We start from the raw sequence: 15,891 nt of genomic DNA, 5'->3' as shown, positions 1-15,891 counted from the left end.
GACTTCTCCAGCAGTGGAAGGTCAGGCCGAGGAGGAAGTTCGGCCAGAGCTTTATGGTAGACTGGGAAACTCTGACTCGGCTGGCTGATTATGCTGAGCTCCAACGCGGCGACGTAGTCTTGGAGGTTGGGGCTGGATTCGGTTTTCTCACGGAAGTCTTGGCTGAGAGAGCTGGAAAAGTTATGGCTGTGGAGTCTGACCCCAGGCTTTGCGGTTACCTCTCCGAGAAATTTAAGGACTGGGGAAAAGTCGATCTGAGACGGGGAGATTTCCTGAAGATGAACTTGAAGGGCTGCTATAACAAGGTTGTTTCAAACCCTCCCTACTCCATAGCGTCCCCCATGGTTTTCAAACTGCTGGAGGAAAGCTTCGAGTTGGGTGTCTTCACCTTTCAAACAGAGTTCGCCAAGAGAATGGTGGCTAAGCCGGGGGAGAAAGCCTACGGAAGGCTCTCCGTCATGGTCTACACCAAGGCGGAAGTGGAGCTGCTGGAGCCTGTGCCCCCTAAAGCCTTTTACCCCAAGCCCCAAGTGTCCTCCTGGATGGTGCGCATCAAGCCGAGGGAGAAGCCTCCCTTTCAAGTGAAAAACTGGGGCGCCTTTGAGGAAGCTGTGAGGCTTTTGTTCACTCAGAAAAACAGAAAGCTCAGCAAAGCCCTGCGGGTGGTTTCAAGGATGAGGCCTCTGAGCCTAGAGAAAGCCCCCTACTTGGAAAGGAAGGTTTTCACCCTCACCCCTGAAGAGCTGGGAGAGGTCTCAGATGCCATCTTCGCCTGAAGGCCGGTGGACCTTCACCTACAGCGGCCTCACCCTCATGGTGCCAAGCCAAGTCTACAGGCCGAAGGAGGATACCTTCCTCTTGGCTGAGAACCTCCTCCTTCAGAGGGGTGAAACGGTCTTGGAGGTAGGCTGCGGCTGCGGCCTCATAGCCCTCCTAGCGGCCCGGAAGGCAGCTCGGGTTGTGGCCACGGACTTGAACCCTTTTGCGGTGGAGGCAACCAAGGCAAACGCCCAAGCCAACGGTTTGGAGGCCCGAGTGGAAGTTAGACAGGGCGACCTCTTCAAGCCGGTTCGGTTTGGGGAAAAATTCGACTTGATAGTTTTCAATCCTCCCTATTTACCTTCTGATGGAAAGGAGCCTCAGGACTGGTTGAGTAGGGCTTGGTGTGGAGGTAAGAAAGGCTGGGAAGTGACGGAGAGGTTTATCAGGGAGGTAGGCTGCTTCCTCAAGCCCAGGGGAAGGGTTCTCCTCGTCCAGTCCTCCCTTGGGGGAATTGAAGAAACCGTGCGGAGACTGCAGGCGGTCGGTTTCTCCGTGAGGACGGTGGAGGAGAAGCGGTTCTTTTTTGAGACCTTAGTCTGCTTAGAAGCTAGGCTTATTAGCCAAAGTTAGCTACCTATCTTCTGGCCTACCATGCCTACCAACCTTCCCGCCAAGTGCACCCAGCTGGAGCGAGAGTATCGAGAGGCCAAAAGCCTGGAAGGGAAAATCAGAGCTCTCGAAGCCTACATCGGGTCTATTCCTGAGCATAAAGGAACCATGAAGCTTCGGTCCCATCTGAAAACCAAGCTGGCGAAGCTCAGGGAAGAACTGGAGAACAGGAGGCGCTCCAAGGCTGGAGCCAGCGGGAGGACGGCCTTCGACATCAAGAAAACAGGAGCTGCCCAAGTCCTCATCCTAGGCCTAACCCAGGTTGGGAAAAGTCAGCTGCTGAAAGCTCTGACCAACGCGGCGGTGGAGATAGGAAACCGGCCTTACACCACGCTCGCCCCCGTGGTGGGGATGATGCCCTACCAAGACATTCAGCTCAGCTTGGTGGAAGCCCCTGCCATCATGGAGGGCGCTAGCGAAGGAAAAGCATGGGGCCCCCAAGTCCTAGGTTTGGCCAGAAACTCCGACGGCATCCTCCTAGTGCTGGCGGCGGACCAAGACCTCGGCTTGCAGCTTCAAATCCTCCTAGACGAGTTGAAGGCTTTCGGAATCCACCCCCGCAAAGGGAAGCAGCCTAGGATAGATGTGCAACCCACCAGCTCAGGCGGGGTGAGAGTTTTCTGCGCCAACAAGTTTCACGGCAGCCTAGAGAATGTCCCCCGGCTGGCTGCGGAGGAAGACGTCAGGAACGCTGTCATAAAAATCTTGGACGAAGCTTCGGAGGAAGACGTCAAACTGGCTCTCTCCCAGAAGACCGTGCAGAAGCCGATGCTGGTAGCCGTAAACAAGGCGGACTTGGCCTCCTCTGAGGATACGGGAAACCTCCCCCTATCTGAGGGGGAGAATCTTCCCCTCATCCAAGTCTCAGCCAAAGAAGGAGGGGGCTTGGAGGAACTGAAGCGAAGACTCTTCGACTTCCTCGGCATCATGAGGGTTTACCCTCGAAGACCCGGCCAGCCGGAGCCGGATAAGCCGCTTATCCTCAGGAGGGGTGAGAAGGTTTCCGACGCGGCTTCGAGAATCCACACCGACCTGCGGAGAAGGTTTCGATACGCCAAGCTCTGGGGGCCCTCCGCCAAGTATCCGGGTGAAAAGGTGGGGCTGGACTTCCCTCTCCGAGACGGCGACCTCATCGAAATCTACCTGAAATAGAAGACTCACTTCGGCTGGGAGGCTAAGTCGAAGCGGGGGAGGGCGATGCCCTGTTGGCCTTGATACTTGCCGTCGTAAGGTCTTCCCAGCGGGGAGGTCAGCTTGGCGAAGACCACGTGGGCGAAGCGGTCTCCGCTGTAAAGCCTAACCGGGAAGGCGGAGCCTAGGATTTCGATGGTGATGTTTCCCTTAAAGCCTCCATCGAGAATGGTAGGCGGCAGGAGGATTCCGCACCGGGCGAAAGTGGAGCGCAGCTCCACGAAGCCCATGAGGTCTGAGGGTATTTCCACATGCTCCAAGGTGCTTACCAGAACTTTTTCGTTGGGCTGAATGGTGAAGGCCTTCGCTTTCTCCACAGAGTAGAAACCTTCTATCCCCGGTGTTCCCCGAGTGTCCAGAATCCGGCTTGAAGGCCTCAGCCGGGCTATGGTGTCCCCCAAGTGGAGGTCGACACCGTTCTCGCGGAGAGTATCCTTCTTGAAAGGCCTGATCACCAGCCGCCTTTCTCGGATATAATTCAAAAGGTCGAAGTCAGAGAGAATCAAAGGGCAACCCCTTCTTAACCCTATCAATAAAAATTGGAGTTTAATAAAAGTTACATTGGCGAAGGTTGAAAGATATATCTTATTATCGGAGCTCTACGTAGTTTGGTTGAAGGATTATGAGCGAAGAAGCCGTTATGTGGGTGGAAAAATACCGGCCTAAAATGCTGGATGAGGTTGTAGACCACAAGTCGGTTATCGAAAGCCTCAAGGGCTTTCTGAAGTCCCCCAACACCATGCCTCACCTCCTCTTCGCCGGGCCCCCCGGAAACGGAAAGACCTCCGTGGCCCTTTGCCTAGCTAGGCAGCTTCTTGGCCCCGGCTGGAGAAACTACGTCCTCGAACTCAATGCCTCAGATGAGAGAGGCATCCAGATGGTCAGGGAGAGGATAAAAAACTTCACTAGGCATGTCCTCGGGACTATGGCGAAGGTTCCCTTCGGCTTGGTCATCTTGGATGAAAGCGACCAGATGACTGCAGAGGCTCAAACTGCCCTGCGGAGGATCATGGAAGCCAACAGTCGGACTTCCCGGTTTATCCTCATCTGCAACTACTCCGGCAAGATCATCGAGCCCATCCAAAGCCGCTGCGCCATCTTCAGGTTCGCTCCCCTGGCGAGGGGGGATGTGGAAAACTACCTCCGCTTCATAGCCAAGAAGGAGAAGCTGAACCTCCAAGACAGCGGTGTTGAGGCTCTCATCGAGCATTGCGGTGGGGACTTGAGGAGAGCTGTGAACACCCTCCAAGCCGCCGCCACCGTAGGCAGGACTGTGGACAGGAAAACCGTCCTGCAGGTGATGGGGAAAGCCGGCTCCGAGGAGATAAGGGACATGCTGGGAAAGGCTTTGAAAGGAGACTTCCTGGAGGCTCGGAACACCCTCTACACGCTCATGGCCACCTATGGGATGTCGGGAAGCGACATCATCCGGCAGGTTCACCGGGAAATCTTCAACCTGAAGCTTCCCCCCAAGGCTCAGATCGAACTGGCGGACATCATCGGCGAATACGACTTCCGCCTGGTCGAAGGAGCCAACGACGACATCCAGCTGAGCGCACTGCTGGCCCAGCTGGTCAAATACGGCTCTCAGCTGGGGGAGAAGGCCTGAAGCCCGCCGAGCCTCAGATGATGTGGGTGGAGAAACACCGGCCTCAAACCCCCGAGGAGGTCGTGGGCAACGAGGAGGCTAAACTCAAATTTCTGTCTTGGCTGAAAAAATGGAAGCCGGGAGGTAAGGCGGCTCTCCTCCACGGGCCTCCAGGAGTGGGGAAGACCGCCCTCGTCCACGCGGCGGCCAAGGCAGCTGCCTACGACCTAATTGAGATGAACGCCAGCGACGCTAGAACAGCGGAGAAGATCATGCGCACCGCAGGCCATGCGGCGTCGGAGTCCTCCATCTTCCAGTTTTTCTCAGACTCCAAGGGCGTCCTCATCCTGCTGGACGAGGTGGACGGCATCTACGGCCGCGAAGACCAAGGGGGCTTGGGGGCGATCCTCAAACTGCTGGAGGAGTCAAAGGTTCCCGTCGCCCTGACGGCCAATGACATTTCGGACATGCGGCTGAGGGAGCTGAAGAACGCCTGCCTCACCATCAGGTTTCAAAAGGTCAGGCCTCCGGTCATGGTGGCTTGGCTGGAGGAAATCTGCCGGAGGGAGGGTTTGGAGGCGGAGGAGGAAGCCCTCAAGCTCATCGCAGCCCGAAGCCGGGGGGACGTTCGGTCGGCTGTCAACGACCTTCAAGCCTTGGCGGAGAAAACCCGAAGCCTCCGGGCTGTCGACGTGGAGAAGCTGACCGCCAGAGACCGGCAGCTCTCCGTTCAAGAGGTTTTGGGGGAAATCTTCCTGACCAACAACCCCCTCTACGCTAAAAGAGCTCAGGCGGAGGCGGAGGTGGACCGCGACCTCCTCCACCTCTCGGTGCATGAGAACCTCCCCTACCAGTTCACCGACCCTGAAGACCTGGCAGCCGGCTACGATGCGCTGTCCCGCGCCGACGTCTTCTTCGGCAGGGTTAAGCGGACTCAAAACTGGGGGCTTCTCAGCTACGCGCTGGAGCAGATGAGCATGGGCGTCGCCGCTGCGCGGAGGGGAAAATACACCCCAGCCGGCTACCGGTTTCCCCCCAGCCGGATTCTCATCCTCGGCAGGACCAAGGCTCAGAGGGAGCTTATCAAGGAAATAAGCGCCAAGATAGGAGTGAAGTGCCATGTTTCCCGCCGGAGGGCCGCCGCTGACTTCCTCCCCTACCTGAGGGTGATGTTCCAGCACAGCAAAGAAGCCGCCGCCGCTCAGCTGGCTTCCTGGCTGGGCCTCGACGAGGCTGCTGTGGCCTACTTGAAGGGGGAAGCCGCTAAGCCCAGCTCCGCGCCGGCTAGGGGGAGGAAACCTGCTGGGAGGCGGGGAGCCCGGCGGTGAGGGGGAAGCGTCGATGGTGAAGAGGATAACCCGAACAGGCATTAAACTGGCCTTCATGGGGAAGGACAAGTTCATTGAGTTGATGAGAGCCGGCCTAGGCTACGACCGGGCAACCCGGACTTTCTACATTGAAGACTTGGAAAACTTCGATAGGATCAAGGCTTTGCTCGTTCCGCTGCTGGGGGAGGAGGTGGAGTTCGCTCAGACCTGCTACCTCTGCGGCGCTGTTTTCCCCTGCGGTGTCTGCGAGTACGCAGCCACCTGTCCCAGCCGGGACATTCCCACCTACTGCCTCTGCAAAAAATGCTACAGCAAAACCAACCTCTACCAGCGCTACATCCAAAAAACCAAGGAAGAGTTGTCTCGGATCGGTTAGAGTTTTATTTCTACTCCTACGGTTCTTTTGACCAAGTCCATGACTGAGGGAACCTTCCCGGGGATGGGGCCTTCTTTTCCGGGGATGGTTATCACCGTGGGGTAAACCCTCTTGCCCACCTCTTCGATGACGGGTTTTATTTCTTCGGCGATTTTTTCGGTGACGATGATGACGGCTACCTCCTTCTCCCCAGCCAGCTTCCTGAGGGCCTCCGCGGCCTCCTTGGCTGTTTTGACGCCGTAGGCTTTTTTGACTCCAGTGACCCTGAAGTAGGAGGCCACGTCGGGGTCGGCTACCACGGCTATTTTTGCCACTTCCCGTTGCTCCCTCCGCTTAGAACTGTTTGAGGATGTCCTCCTTTTCCATGAGGATGCCGCAGTGGTAGCACCGTAGGGTGACGCCGTCGGAGACCTCCACGTGGAACACGGCCTTAACGGGCTCCGGGCTGTTGGTGACGCAGGCAGGGTTGGGGCATTTCAGCAAATCCTTGACAAGGTCAGGCGGCTTGACCCTCTCCTTCCTCAGGACTTTGAAGTTTCTGATGATGTTGATGGTGGCGTTAGGCGCGACCAAGGCTATCTCTTGGACTTCGGTGGGGCTGAGCTCCCGGCCTTCCACCTTCACCATGTCCTTCTTTCCCAGTTTCTTGCTGGAGACATTCATCAGAAGGCTTACCACGTAGCCCTCCCGGCCTGTGATGCCCAGAATCCTCAGCACCGCCAAGGCGGTTCCCGCGTCGATGTGGTCGATGACCGTTCCGTCCCTGATTTTTTCCACCCGAAGCTCCTCGCTGACCACTGCGGACACGGACTCCAAAGCTAAAATAGACTCCACCGATCAATTAATAAATGTATGTCCCCGCGGCATAGGGAAGGAGGGCGAAGAGAGCCGTGGAGCTGAAAGGCCGGGACATCATCTCCATCAAAGACTTCACCCGCGAGGAAGTAGACCACATCCTGAAGACAGCGGGGAAAGTGGACCACATCCTAGGGGAGAACCTCCGACCCCTCTCAGGAAAGTTCATGGGCCTTCTCTTCTTCGAACCCAGCACCCGAACCAGGCTCAGCTTTGAGGCTGCCATGAAGAGAATGGGCGGAGGCGTCATAGGGTTCAGCGAGCCGGCGGTGAGCTCTGTCAAGAAAGGGGAAACCCTCGCTGACACCGTCAGGACGGTGGAAAACTACGCCGACATACTGGTCATCCGCCATCCTCTGGAAGGCTCCGCCAAGTTGGCAGCGGACTTCGCCTCCATCCCCGTCATCAACGCCGGCTCCGGGGCTGAGGAGCATCCCACCCAGGCTTTCCTAGACCTCTACACCATCTTCAAGGAGAAGGGCAGCGTCGACGGGTTGAACATAGGCATCCTCGGAGACCTCCGCTACGGTCGGACGGTGCATTCTCTCACCTACGCTCTCTCCCTCTACGATGTCAACCTTTACTTAGTCTCTCCTCCGGAGCTTCGAATACGGAAGGAAGTCCTGCAGGCGGTTCGAAACAGGCTGAGGGTGAAGGAGTTCAGCCGGATTGAAGACGTTATGCCCGAGCTGGATGTGCTCTACGTCACCCGCATCCAGAGGGAACGTTTCCCCGACCCAGGAGAGTATGAGAGAATCAAAGGCGCCTACCGCATCGACAAGGCGGCTTTGGAAAAGGCTAAGGAAGACCTCATCGTCATGCATCCCCTCCCTAGGGTGGATGAAATCCAGCCGGAGGTGGACGAAACCAAGCATGCCCTCTACTTTAAACAGGTACGCTACGGCCTCATCACCCGAATGGCTCTCCTAGGCTTGGTTTTAGGAGCCTTCTAAAAGGCTCGGCCTAGTTTTTAAACCGCCAACACCCCCTCTAACCTATGCTCAGGCGGCTGCGAAGGTAAGGGCCATGGAGGAAAGCCGGCAGCTGGAAGAAAAATTCGAAGGAATGCTCAAAAACCTCCAAGCTTTAAAGGGGGTGGTGGTCGCTTTCTCAGGCGGTGTGGACAGCTCCCTCGTGGCCGCTACAGCTAAGAAAGCCTTGGGCGACAGGGTGCTGGCCGTGACCGCTGACTCCTCAACTCTTCCCCCGGGTGAGTTAGAGGAAGCCCGAAAGGTGGCGGAGGCCTTGGGCATCAGGCACAGGGTGGTGAAGGTCGACGAGCTGGACGACCCCCGCTTCGCAGCCAACCCTCCCAACCGCTGCTACTACTGCAAAAAGCAGCTCCTAGAGGCCCTGAAAAAAATCGCCCGGGAGGAAGGCCTCGACGCCGTGGTGGACGGCACCAACGCTGAGGACCTTCAAGGGCACAGGCCTGGGGCGCTGGCCCTCCGGGAGGAAGGCGTACGCAGCCCTTTAGCCGAGGCAGGCATCACCAAGAGGGAAGTCTATCTGCTGGCTGAAATGCTCAGGCTGCCCACCGCGGGAAAACCGTCGATGGCCTGTCTTTCTTCCAGGTTTCCCTACGGGGAGAGGATTACAGCCGAAGGCCTCAGGAGAGTGGCGGAGGCTGAAGTTTTCATCAAAAAAACCGTGGGAGTCAAGCAGCTGAGGGTTCGAGACCACCAAGGCATAGCTCGCATCGAGGTTGGAAAAGAGGAGAGGCGCCTCTTCTTCGACGAAGCCCTCATGGACAGGGTGGCGGAAGGCTTAAGGAAGCTGGGCTACCGTTATGTGGCCTTAGACCTAACAGGCTACAGGACGGGAAGCATGGACGAGGCGCTGAACCCCAGCAGGTAAGACCTCCGAACTGGAGGAGCGGATACGAAAAAATTCTGACTTATTTTTCTTTAGCCATCTGCTCTTTGCCTGAGCCGCGGATGCAGTAGTAGTCCCATCGGAGGCCCATGTTCTTCTGAACAGGGCATCCCGCTGTGCAGAGGCAACCCTTCTGCTCTTTTATCACACTGCTTCGGCCTAGGATGCAGAACAGCAGTTCCTTCTCCCCCGTACCGGTGTAGGTGGGGCATTCGCCGCAGAAGCTTTCGCACATCTTCCGGCTTTCCTCCATTTTCGCCTTCAATTCCTCGGGGCTCAGCTTGGCCATGGCCTCCAAGACCTTCTCGTGGGTGGTTTCTTCACCCATAGCCTTCACCTCCTAGCGGTGGACTTCCGCCGTCTTCAAAAAAAAAAGTTGGCTTATTTGAAGTCGCAGGGTAGGTTTTCCAGCATGTCTTCGAACATTTCCTCATGCTCAGCTTCTTCGCTGAGGATGTGCACGATGAGCTGGTAGGTGATGTGGTCTTTGCCGAAGGTCAGCTTGGCGATTTCGTTGTAGGCCTTCATGGCGCATTCTTCCCCCTTTAAGGCATCTTGGAGAAACTTCCTCAAGTCGGTGAGCTTGTTGGGAGGTTCCAGATATTTGCAGTGGGCCAGCTGGTTCCACTGGTCCGGGTTCTTCAGGGGGGTTCCCCCCAGCTCCAGTATCCTCTCCGCCAGCTCGTTGACGTGCTCCCGTTCGTCGTCCAAGGCTTTCTTGATGGCTTCCTTCACCACGGGGTTCATGGTCTGCTCAGGCGCTAGGGAACCGTACCAGTACTGAGCGATGGCCAGCCATTCGTCGGCTATAGCCCTGTTCAACTCCTCGATGAGGGCGTCGACGTCTAAATCCGCTATGACCCTTGAAGTTTTACCCATACAAATCCCCTTTTTAAGAACTAATATTAGGGTCGGATTGTTATAAATAGGTTGCCTTGGCCTGAAGGATTCAACACCCCACACCGGATAAAGCTTTATCTACTGGCGGACGATTTTCTAAAAGTAAAGGAGGAATTTTGTTGAAAGAAGATAAATCCTGCGAAGGAGACCTCTTCTGCGGAGTCAACAAGCCTAAAAACCCAGCTCAGATGACAGACTTGGAAAAGAAGCATACCCCGGTAATCGAGGCTCCGGATGTGGTCAAGAAGGGGGAAATGTTCAACGTAACCGTCGAAGTAGGGAAACTCATGAAGCATCCCAACGAAGCCGGCCACTACATCGAATTTATAGAACTCTACGCGGGGGACACCTTCCTCACCAGAGTTGACCTGATCCCCGAAAGAACAGCTCCAAAAATAACCATCCCCATCAGCCTAACCCACGCCCACCCGCTGAGAGCCTTCGAACGGTGCAACCTTCACGGCACGTGGGAAGGGACCAAAGAAATAAAGGTAGAATAACCGCTGTCGAAGGGGAAACCGGGAGAAAGCGGTGTTCCCCGCCGGTTTATTTTTTTAGCATGAGATGGGGGATTTCCCCCCTGAATAGTGTTAACGGCTTCTTAACCGGCTGGTAGGATTTTTTATCGCCGGCGTGGCGGGTTAATTTTAATAAGGCGGCTGCTTTTTCTTTTACAAAAGATTTCGAGGTTTCCGGACGTGCAGTATTATACTACTTCCCAGCTGGCCGATATCCTGAAGGTGCGCACTGAAAGAGTTACGGAGCTGGTGTCCAAGGGAGTCATCAAAGGGTCTAAGAACAGCACGGGGCATTGGGTTATCCCTGAGACTGAGCTACCGAAACTCAAGCAGTACATTGAAAGCAGAGCGAGAATGGCTGGGAAGATGAAGGAAAAAGAGTCAACCTTCAAGCTTCCGGTGGGTAAACCATGCCCGGAGGCGGAAGAAATAGAACCAGACCTATACCAGTGCCCCAAAACAGACTGGCTGAGGGTTAGAAGCCAGGCTCCCATTTGCATTCCCTGCCAGCCGAAGCCGCAGACTCAAAAGACTTGAACAATTCTCCCATCTGCTTATTTCGCTGGGATCCCGGTTGGGACGCCGGTTTTAGCTGCAAATGTTCGAAGGTTAATTAATATCTTTGCTATTTTTATGTATTGGGGCGTCTTCTGGGGAAGATGTTATCCATCCGTCAGAAGCTTAAGGCTTTGAGGAATTTTTCCGGGAACTTTAAGCAATATTTCCAGATGGCTAAAGTGGGGGAGATTGCTCGAAGATACTTCGTGTTGAACGCCTTCGACGGAGCCCTAATAGTGCTGGGGGTGGTGCTGGGCACCTATGTGGCCGGGGTCACCGACCCCCACATCGTCATCAGCGCCGGCCTAGGAGCCGGCTTGGCCATGAGCCTCTCCGGAGTTTGGGGCGCCTACATGGCGGAGAAGGCTGAAAGAAGCAAGGCTCTCAAAGAGCTGGAGAGCGCCCTCTTCACAGACCTTAAAAACTCTTTGTGGGGCAGAGCCTCCCGGGTTGCGACCGTCTGGCTGGCTTTTGTGAACGGGATTTCTCCAGTGGCTGTAGCCTTGGCGGCCATTACTCCCTTTTTCTTGGTAAAGTTAGGTCTGCTCGGTTTCCAATTCGCTGTTTTTCTCTCGCTAGGCACAGCCTTAGCCGTCCTCTTCGCCTTAGGTATGTTTCTGGGGAAGATCTCCAAGGAGAACATCTTTGTTCAAGGAGTCAAAATGCTTTCGGCGGGGGTTCTGATAGCCCTGATCCTCTACTTCGCCGGTTTAGTGCTTTAGGGGGGGTCTGAGCCAGTAGGCATATATAGCCTAAAGACTTTTTTCCCTTTGTATATTTTCATCAGTACATGGTGAAGGAAAATATGAAGAAAAGCTTGCACTTAAAGGTTAAAGAGCTGAAGACAGGTCTAGGAGTCTTCAGAGACCTGGAACTGGTCTTAGGCAAAACCATAACAGAGCCTTGGGAGGAACCTCAAGGCCCCACCCCTTTTCCCTCCGCCGTCGACCTTCGAGATTGGGACCTTAAGCTTCTGAGCCGCTACAGGCCCTTCTACCTGCCCTACTGCGACCTCTGCTGCCTTTGCACCATGGGAAAATGCGACCTAACCCGGGGAAAGAAAGGCGCCTGCGGGCTGAACCTGGCGGCTCAGCAGTCTAGAATCGTCCTGCTGGCCTGCTGCATGGGAGCGGCCACCCATGCAAGCCACGCCCGACATTTGGTGGAGCATCTTTCAAAAATCTACGGGAGAGACCATCCCATCCAAGTGGGAACCGGAGAGGTGGAAGTGGAGGCGCCCATTCTCCGGCTGGTCTGCGGGATCAAGCCTAAAACCTTAGGGGATTTGGATGAAGCTTTGGACTATGTTGAATCCCAGATAACCCACTTGCTCTCCGCCACCCACACAGGTCAAGAAGGCGACGCGCTGGACTTCGAGTCCAAGGTCTTCCACGCAGGGATGGTCGACCAAGTGGCTATGGAGGTGGCTGACATAGCTCAGGTTTCCGCCTACCCCTACCCTAAGGCTGACCCTGAGGCTCCCTTGGCAAATATAGGTTTTGGAAGCGTCGACACTTCTAAGCCCGTCATCCTCGTCGTCGGCCACAACGTGCCCCCCGCCGCCTACATCATGGACTATCTCTCTGAGAACAGCCTCCAAGGCTCTGTGGAAGTAGCGGGAATATGCTGCACCGCCCACGACCTCACTCGGTACAATTCCAAAGCTAAAATCATCGGCCCCATCTCATGGCAGCTTCGCTTCATCCGAAGCGGCATCCCCGACGTGGCGGTGGTCGACGAGCAGTGCATCCGCACCGACCTCCTCTCCGAGGCGGAGAAGGCTAAGGTCCCCTTCATCGCCAGCACGGAAAAGCAGTGCGCGGGCCTGCCCAACAGAACCGGCGACCCTGTCGACGAAATCGTGAAAGACCTCGTGGAAGGGAAGACCCCGGGCGCCTTAATCCTCGACCCCGCTAAGGTGGGAGAGGTGGCCGTGAGAACAGCCATAGAGGTAGCCCCAAAAAGGAGAAAGTTCGGAGCCCTTCCCGGGCAGGATGAACTGGTGGAGTTGGCTAAAAAATGCACAGAATGCGAGGAATGCCGGCGGGCGTGCCCCAACGACCTGCCCATCCCTGAGGCTGTGAAGGCAGCGGCTTCCGGGGTTCTCACCGGGCTGGCTGACCTTTGCGCCGCCTGCATTGGCTGCGCCCGCTGCGAAGACGCCTGCCCCCAGGAGATACCCATCCACAGCGGCATCGTGAAAGCTTCGGAGGAGAAACTCAGAGAAGAAGCCTACAAGGTTCGGGTTGGAAGAGGCGCCATTCAAGATGTGGAAATTCGGAAGGTCGGAGGGCCTCTGGTTTTAGGGGAGATACCCGGCGTCATAGCCTTGGTGGGCTGCGCCAACTACCCGGGTGGAGGGCGGGAGGTGGCTGAGATGGCTGAGGAGTTTCTGAAACGCCGGTTCATCGTGGTCGCCTCCGGCTGCGCCGCCATGTCCATCGGTATGTACAAGAACGAGGACGGTCAAAGCCTCTACGAAGCCTACCCGGGGGTGTTCGACGCTGGAGGCTTGGTCAACGTGGGCTCCTGCGTGGCTAATTCCCACATAGCTGGAGCGGCCATCAAGATAGCCAGCATCTTCGCCAGACGGAACCTGAGGGGCAACTACGAGGAGATAGCCGACTACATCCACAACCGGGTGGGCGCCGCGGGCATCGCCTGGGGGGCCATGTCCCAGAAGGCGGCCTCCATCGCCAGCGGCTTCTGGAGGCTGGGGATTCCCGTGGTCGTAGGCCCTCATGGCTCCAAGTACAGGCGCATGCTCTTGGGTAGGAAGGAAGTGGAAAGCAACTGGTATGTCTACGACGCCCGCACGGGGGAGAAGGTCTACGTGGGCCCTGTTCCCGAGCACTTGTTCTTCACGGCTGAAACCAAGGAGGAAGCGTTGGTGATGCTGGTGAAGCTTTGCATGAGGGCGAACGACACAGCCAAGGGGCGGGCGATAAAGCTGGCCCACTACGTGGACTTGCACAAGCGGTATTACGGGGTGATGCCCGACGACCTCCATCTGCTAGTCCGGAAGGAGACGGACATCCCCATAACCCTCAGAGACGAGGTCATGGAGATCCTGAAAGCCGAGGGCTGGCGGGAAAGAGAGACCCCCGACCCCACCCTGCTGGAGAGGCTGGCGAAACCTAAGGAGGCCCGGTAAATGATGAGAGCGGAACCCTGGCAGAAGGCAGAAGTCCCCGGGCCTTTGAAGGCTTCAGTCATCACCAAGCCTGAGGTGGTGGTGGCCATGGTCAGAAGGGCGAGAAGGCCGCTGCTCATCGTAGGCCCCGAAGCCTCCCAAGCCGGCTTAGGCGACAGGCGCCTCATCGACTACGCGGTCCTCATAGCCAAAGCTGGGAAGATGGGGGTGGTGGCCACCGCTCAGACGGTGGGAGAATTCCTCAAAAAAGGCTTCCAAGGCGCTGTTTGGATGCCGGCCATGGACATAGCCAACCGGCTCTGCGACCCGGGGTGGAAAGGCTTAGACGGAGCCGGCCGGTACGATCTGGTCTTGGTGGGAGGCATCCATTATTATGTGGAATGGGTCATACTCTCCGCGTTGAAGCATTTCGCCCCCAGCCTTAAGACCGTCTCCCTCGACCGTTTCTATCAACCCCACGCCACCTGGTCCTTCCCCAACCTCAAGGTGGAAGAATGGCTCAAACAGCTGGACCTGGTGGTAAGCGGCCTGGAAAAAACCGGCGGCTGAAAAAATCCATGGCCATGGATGGCTGTGCCATAGAACGCCTCACGGCCTCCGTCGCCAAGAAGGAGATACTGTTAAAAGTTTAGGGGCGGTCTTATTTTTGATGGTTGCCTTTGGCCGGGCCTACCCTCCTCTTCATCGGACATGTTTCCCTCGACCGGGTCAGGAATCCGTGGGGGGAAAGGCTTCAGCTGGGCGGGGCTGCCCTCTACGCGGCGCTGGGCGCTAAGGTTCTCTACGACAGGGTTAAGCTCATCTCCGCGGTGGGGAAGGACTTCAAACAGCTCAGCTTCCTCCACTCTACCTTTCCCGGCTCCCTCATCAGAAGAGTAAACGCTCCCACCACCTCCTTCGACATCAGCTACGACCAAAACTTTCAAGCCCGCTACGACGCGGTCAGACTGGGGGCTGGAGCAGCCATCAAGGTAGCGGACCTCCCAGCCCACTGGGTCAGCCGGGACGTTTACGTCCACCTAGCCCCCATGCGGCCTCAGAAGGTGGAGAAATTTGCGGCGAGAATCAGGAAGCTCTGCCCTGAAACCTGGGTTTCCATCCACAGCTCCCCCGATTACTTGGGGAAGGCTGAAAATAGGCGAATCCTGAGGAAGCTGGCTGAAAAGGCAGACCTCATGGTGGTCAACGACCAAGAGGCCTCAGCCTTGGCTGAAACAGGCAGCCTCACCTCCGCCCTCTCAGCCCTCAAAGCCAAAAGGCTCGCTGTGACCCTAGGCCAGATGGGAGCCATCCTCGTGGAGGAGGGACGGATGCAGATGATTCCCGCCCTCAGCGGGTTGAAGGCGACGTTGAAGGATACCACCGGCGCCGGGGACACCTGGTGCGGCACCCTTCTGGCAGCCTACGCGCTGAGCCGAGACTGGACCAAGGCGGTGGTGGCCGCCTGCCTCATCTCCGCCGTGAAATGCTTGGGATGGGGCTTCGAAAGGCTTAGGAGGCTGAGGCTGAAAAGCCTGGAGGACATAGCCTACCACGTTCTGAAGCTGAGGGAAGGCACCGTCCAGTCGGTCTTGGAGGAATTCCTAGGCGAAAAGCCTTAGGTTTTAGCCTCCGCCTCCCCCCGAACTCGGCGGCCTAGGCGGTGGAGATACGTCCTCTTCTCATCCAAGATGTGGAGGACCGTGAATCCGCGGCGAGCCAGCCTGTCGGCTATGAACCTCCGATGGCATCGAAACCATAGGGCTTCAGCGCACATGATGGCTGCGGAGGCCTCAGCCGCTGTCTCAGTCACCTTCTCAAGTCCCGTCTTGAACTCCGGGGTCTTCAGATGCTCACGGTAGCCTCCCTTCCTGAATCCCCCCAAAGACTTTCCCAGCCAGAGATAGCGGATACCTTTCCGGGGGAGCACTGCCTCCAAGTTTTCTCTGTTGAAATGGGGAAACTTCTTGGAGCCGGGAAACCTGCGCACGTCAACGAGGACGCGGACACTGTAGGCTTTGAGAAGCCTCAGAAACTCTGGAAGGCTTCGAGTGGAATGCCCCACGGTGTAGACTTTCAACAGCCGCTTTCCCAAGTTGTTTTTAGAGTAGCCTCTCAAAAAAGTTTCATCCCGGAAA

Annotated in this window: 19 protein-coding genes and 1 pseudogene; 14 read left to right on the top strand and 6 right to left on the bottom strand. The window is 56.7% G+C overall.

Annotation, left to right across the window (positions count from 1 at the left end; all coding sequences use genetic code 11):
- Positions 1-32 precede the first annotated feature (32 nt).
- The 3 genes and pseudogenes from rsmA to BWM17_RS05060 form a co-directional block, all read left to right on the top strand.
- Positions 33-776 (top strand): annotated as a pseudogene (rsmA, locus tag BWM17_RS05070) (16S rRNA (adenine(1518)-N(6)/adenine(1519)-N(6))-dimethyltransferase RsmA); the annotation flags it as partial.
- Positions 760-1,392, top strand: coding sequence for a HemK2/MTQ2 family protein methyltransferase (locus tag BWM17_RS05065; protein WP_309492857.1), 633 nt, complete (start codon positions 760-762; stop codon positions 1,390-1,392). The pseudogene rsmA and the gene BWM17_RS05065, both read left to right, overlap by 17 nt.
- Before the next feature lie 21 nt (positions 1,393-1,413).
- On the top strand, positions 1,414-2,583 hold the full coding sequence (locus BWM17_RS05060; protein WP_309492856.1) for a GTPase: 1,170 nt from the start codon (positions 1,414-1,416) through the stop codon (positions 2,581-2,583).
- 5 nt (positions 2,584-2,588) lie between these two features.
- On the opposite strand, the gene dcd is transcribed toward BWM17_RS05060, so the two are convergent.
- On the bottom strand, positions 2,589-3,128 hold the full coding sequence (gene dcd, locus BWM17_RS05055) for a dCTP deaminase (RefSeq protein WP_309492854.1): 540 nt from the start codon (positions 3,126-3,128) through the stop codon (positions 2,589-2,591).
- A 116-nt stretch (positions 3,129-3,244) separates the two neighbouring features.
- Between dcd and BWM17_RS05050 the strand changes: the two genes are divergently transcribed.
- The 3 genes from BWM17_RS05050 to BWM17_RS05040 are packed head-to-tail and all read left to right on the top strand — an operon-like array spanning position 3,245 to position 5,914.
- Entirely contained in the window at positions 3,245-4,231 is a 987-nt protein-coding gene (locus tag BWM17_RS05050) for a replication factor C small subunit (protein WP_309492853.1), read from the top strand.
- A 26-nt stretch (positions 4,232-4,257) separates the two neighbouring features.
- Entirely contained in the window at positions 4,258-5,538 is a 1,281-nt protein-coding gene (locus BWM17_RS05045; protein ID WP_309492852.1) for a replication factor C large subunit, read from the top strand.
- A gap of 13 nt (positions 5,539-5,551) precedes the next feature.
- Positions 5,552-5,914, top strand: a complete 363-nt coding sequence (locus BWM17_RS05040) for a hypothetical protein (protein WP_309492851.1) — start codon at positions 5,552-5,554, stop codon at positions 5,912-5,914.
- Here the strand turns inward: BWM17_RS05040 and BWM17_RS05035 are convergent.
- Together BWM17_RS05035 and pyrI are read right to left on the bottom strand one after the other, a co-directional pair.
- On the bottom strand, positions 5,911-6,228 hold the full coding sequence (locus BWM17_RS05035; RefSeq protein ID WP_309492850.1) for a V-type ATP synthase subunit F: 318 nt from the start codon (positions 6,226-6,228) through the stop codon (positions 5,911-5,913). The genes BWM17_RS05040 and BWM17_RS05035 overlap by 4 nt on opposite strands.
- Before the next feature lie 19 nt (positions 6,229-6,247).
- The gene (gene pyrI / locus BWM17_RS05030) at positions 6,248-6,721 is read right to left on the bottom strand and encodes an aspartate carbamoyltransferase regulatory subunit (RefSeq protein ID WP_309493729.1); all 474 of its coding nucleotides are present in this window, start codon (positions 6,719-6,721) and stop codon (positions 6,248-6,250) included.
- 83 nt (positions 6,722-6,804) lie between these two features.
- Here pyrI and pyrB point away from each other — a divergent pair, with 83 nt between their 5' ends.
- Both pyrB and larE read left to right on the top strand, forming a co-directional pair.
- Positions 6,805-7,722, top strand: a complete 918-nt coding sequence (pyrB, locus tag BWM17_RS05025) for an aspartate carbamoyltransferase (protein WP_309492849.1) — start codon at positions 6,805-6,807, stop codon at positions 7,720-7,722.
- Positions 7,723-7,795: 73 nt separating this feature from the next.
- Complete coding sequence (gene larE / locus BWM17_RS05020) at positions 7,796-8,626, top strand: ATP-dependent sacrificial sulfur transferase LarE (RefSeq protein ID WP_309492847.1); 831 nt, start codon at positions 7,796-7,798, stop codon at positions 8,624-8,626.
- Between the two features lie 40 nt (positions 8,627-8,666).
- Here larE and BWM17_RS05015 read toward each other — a convergent pair whose 3' ends face one another.
- Positions 8,667-8,972, bottom strand: coding sequence for a DUF2769 domain-containing protein (locus BWM17_RS05015; protein WP_309492846.1), 306 nt, complete (start codon positions 8,970-8,972; stop codon positions 8,667-8,669).
- Between the two features lie 53 nt (positions 8,973-9,025).
- Positions 9,026-9,523, bottom strand: a complete 498-nt coding sequence (locus BWM17_RS05010; protein ID WP_309492844.1) for a ferritin-like domain-containing protein — start codon at positions 9,521-9,523, stop codon at positions 9,026-9,028.
- Positions 9,524-9,663: 140 nt separating this feature from the next.
- On the opposite strand from BWM17_RS05010, the gene BWM17_RS05005 reads away from it, so the two are divergent.
- The 6 genes from BWM17_RS05005 (at position 9,664) to BWM17_RS04980 (ending at position 15,375) form a co-directional block, all read left to right on the top strand.
- Positions 9,664-10,044, top strand: a complete 381-nt coding sequence (locus BWM17_RS05005; protein ID WP_309492843.1) for a class II SORL domain-containing protein — start codon at positions 9,664-9,666, stop codon at positions 10,042-10,044.
- A 198-nt stretch (positions 10,045-10,242) separates the two neighbouring features.
- Entirely contained in the window at positions 10,243-10,599 is a 357-nt protein-coding gene (locus BWM17_RS05000; RefSeq protein ID WP_309492842.1) for a helix-turn-helix domain-containing protein, read from the top strand.
- Between the two features lie 101 nt (positions 10,600-10,700).
- Positions 10,701-11,342 (top strand): VIT1/CCC1 transporter family protein, encoded by a 642-nt coding sequence (locus BWM17_RS04995; protein WP_309492840.1) that lies wholly within the window; start codon positions 10,701-10,703, stop codon positions 11,340-11,342.
- Positions 11,343-11,410: 68 nt separating this feature from the next.
- Positions 11,411-13,774, top strand: coding sequence for a CO dehydrogenase/acetyl-CoA synthase complex subunit alpha (gene cdhA / locus BWM17_RS04990; RefSeq protein WP_309492839.1), 2,364 nt, complete (start codon positions 11,411-11,413; stop codon positions 13,772-13,774).
- A 3-nt stretch (positions 13,775-13,777) separates the two neighbouring features.
- Positions 13,778-14,323: a CO dehydrogenase/acetyl-CoA synthase complex subunit epsilon gene (cdhB, locus tag BWM17_RS04985; protein WP_309492838.1), complete on the top strand. Its 546-nt coding sequence runs from the start codon at positions 13,778-13,780 to the stop codon at positions 14,321-14,323.
- Between the two features lie 104 nt (positions 14,324-14,427).
- Positions 14,428-15,375 (top strand): carbohydrate kinase family protein, encoded by a 948-nt coding sequence (locus BWM17_RS04980; RefSeq protein ID WP_309492837.1) that lies wholly within the window; start codon positions 14,428-14,430, stop codon positions 15,373-15,375.
- Here BWM17_RS04980 and BWM17_RS04975 read toward each other — a convergent pair.
- Complete coding sequence (locus BWM17_RS04975) at positions 15,372-15,848, bottom strand: DUF488 domain-containing protein (protein WP_309492836.1); 477 nt, start codon at positions 15,846-15,848, stop codon at positions 15,372-15,374. The two genes, BWM17_RS04980 and BWM17_RS04975, sit on opposite strands and share 4 nt — an antisense overlap.
- Positions 15,849-15,891 lie beyond the last annotated feature (43 nt).

This window comes from Candidatus Hecatella orcuttiae (assembly GCF_002009985.1).
GTDB lineage: Archaea > Thermoproteota > Bathyarchaeia > Hecatellales > Hecatellaceae > Hecatella > Hecatella orcuttiae.
The sequence above is the reverse complement of the archived record's forward strand: the minus strand, read 5'-3'. Positions and strand labels throughout refer to the sequence as shown.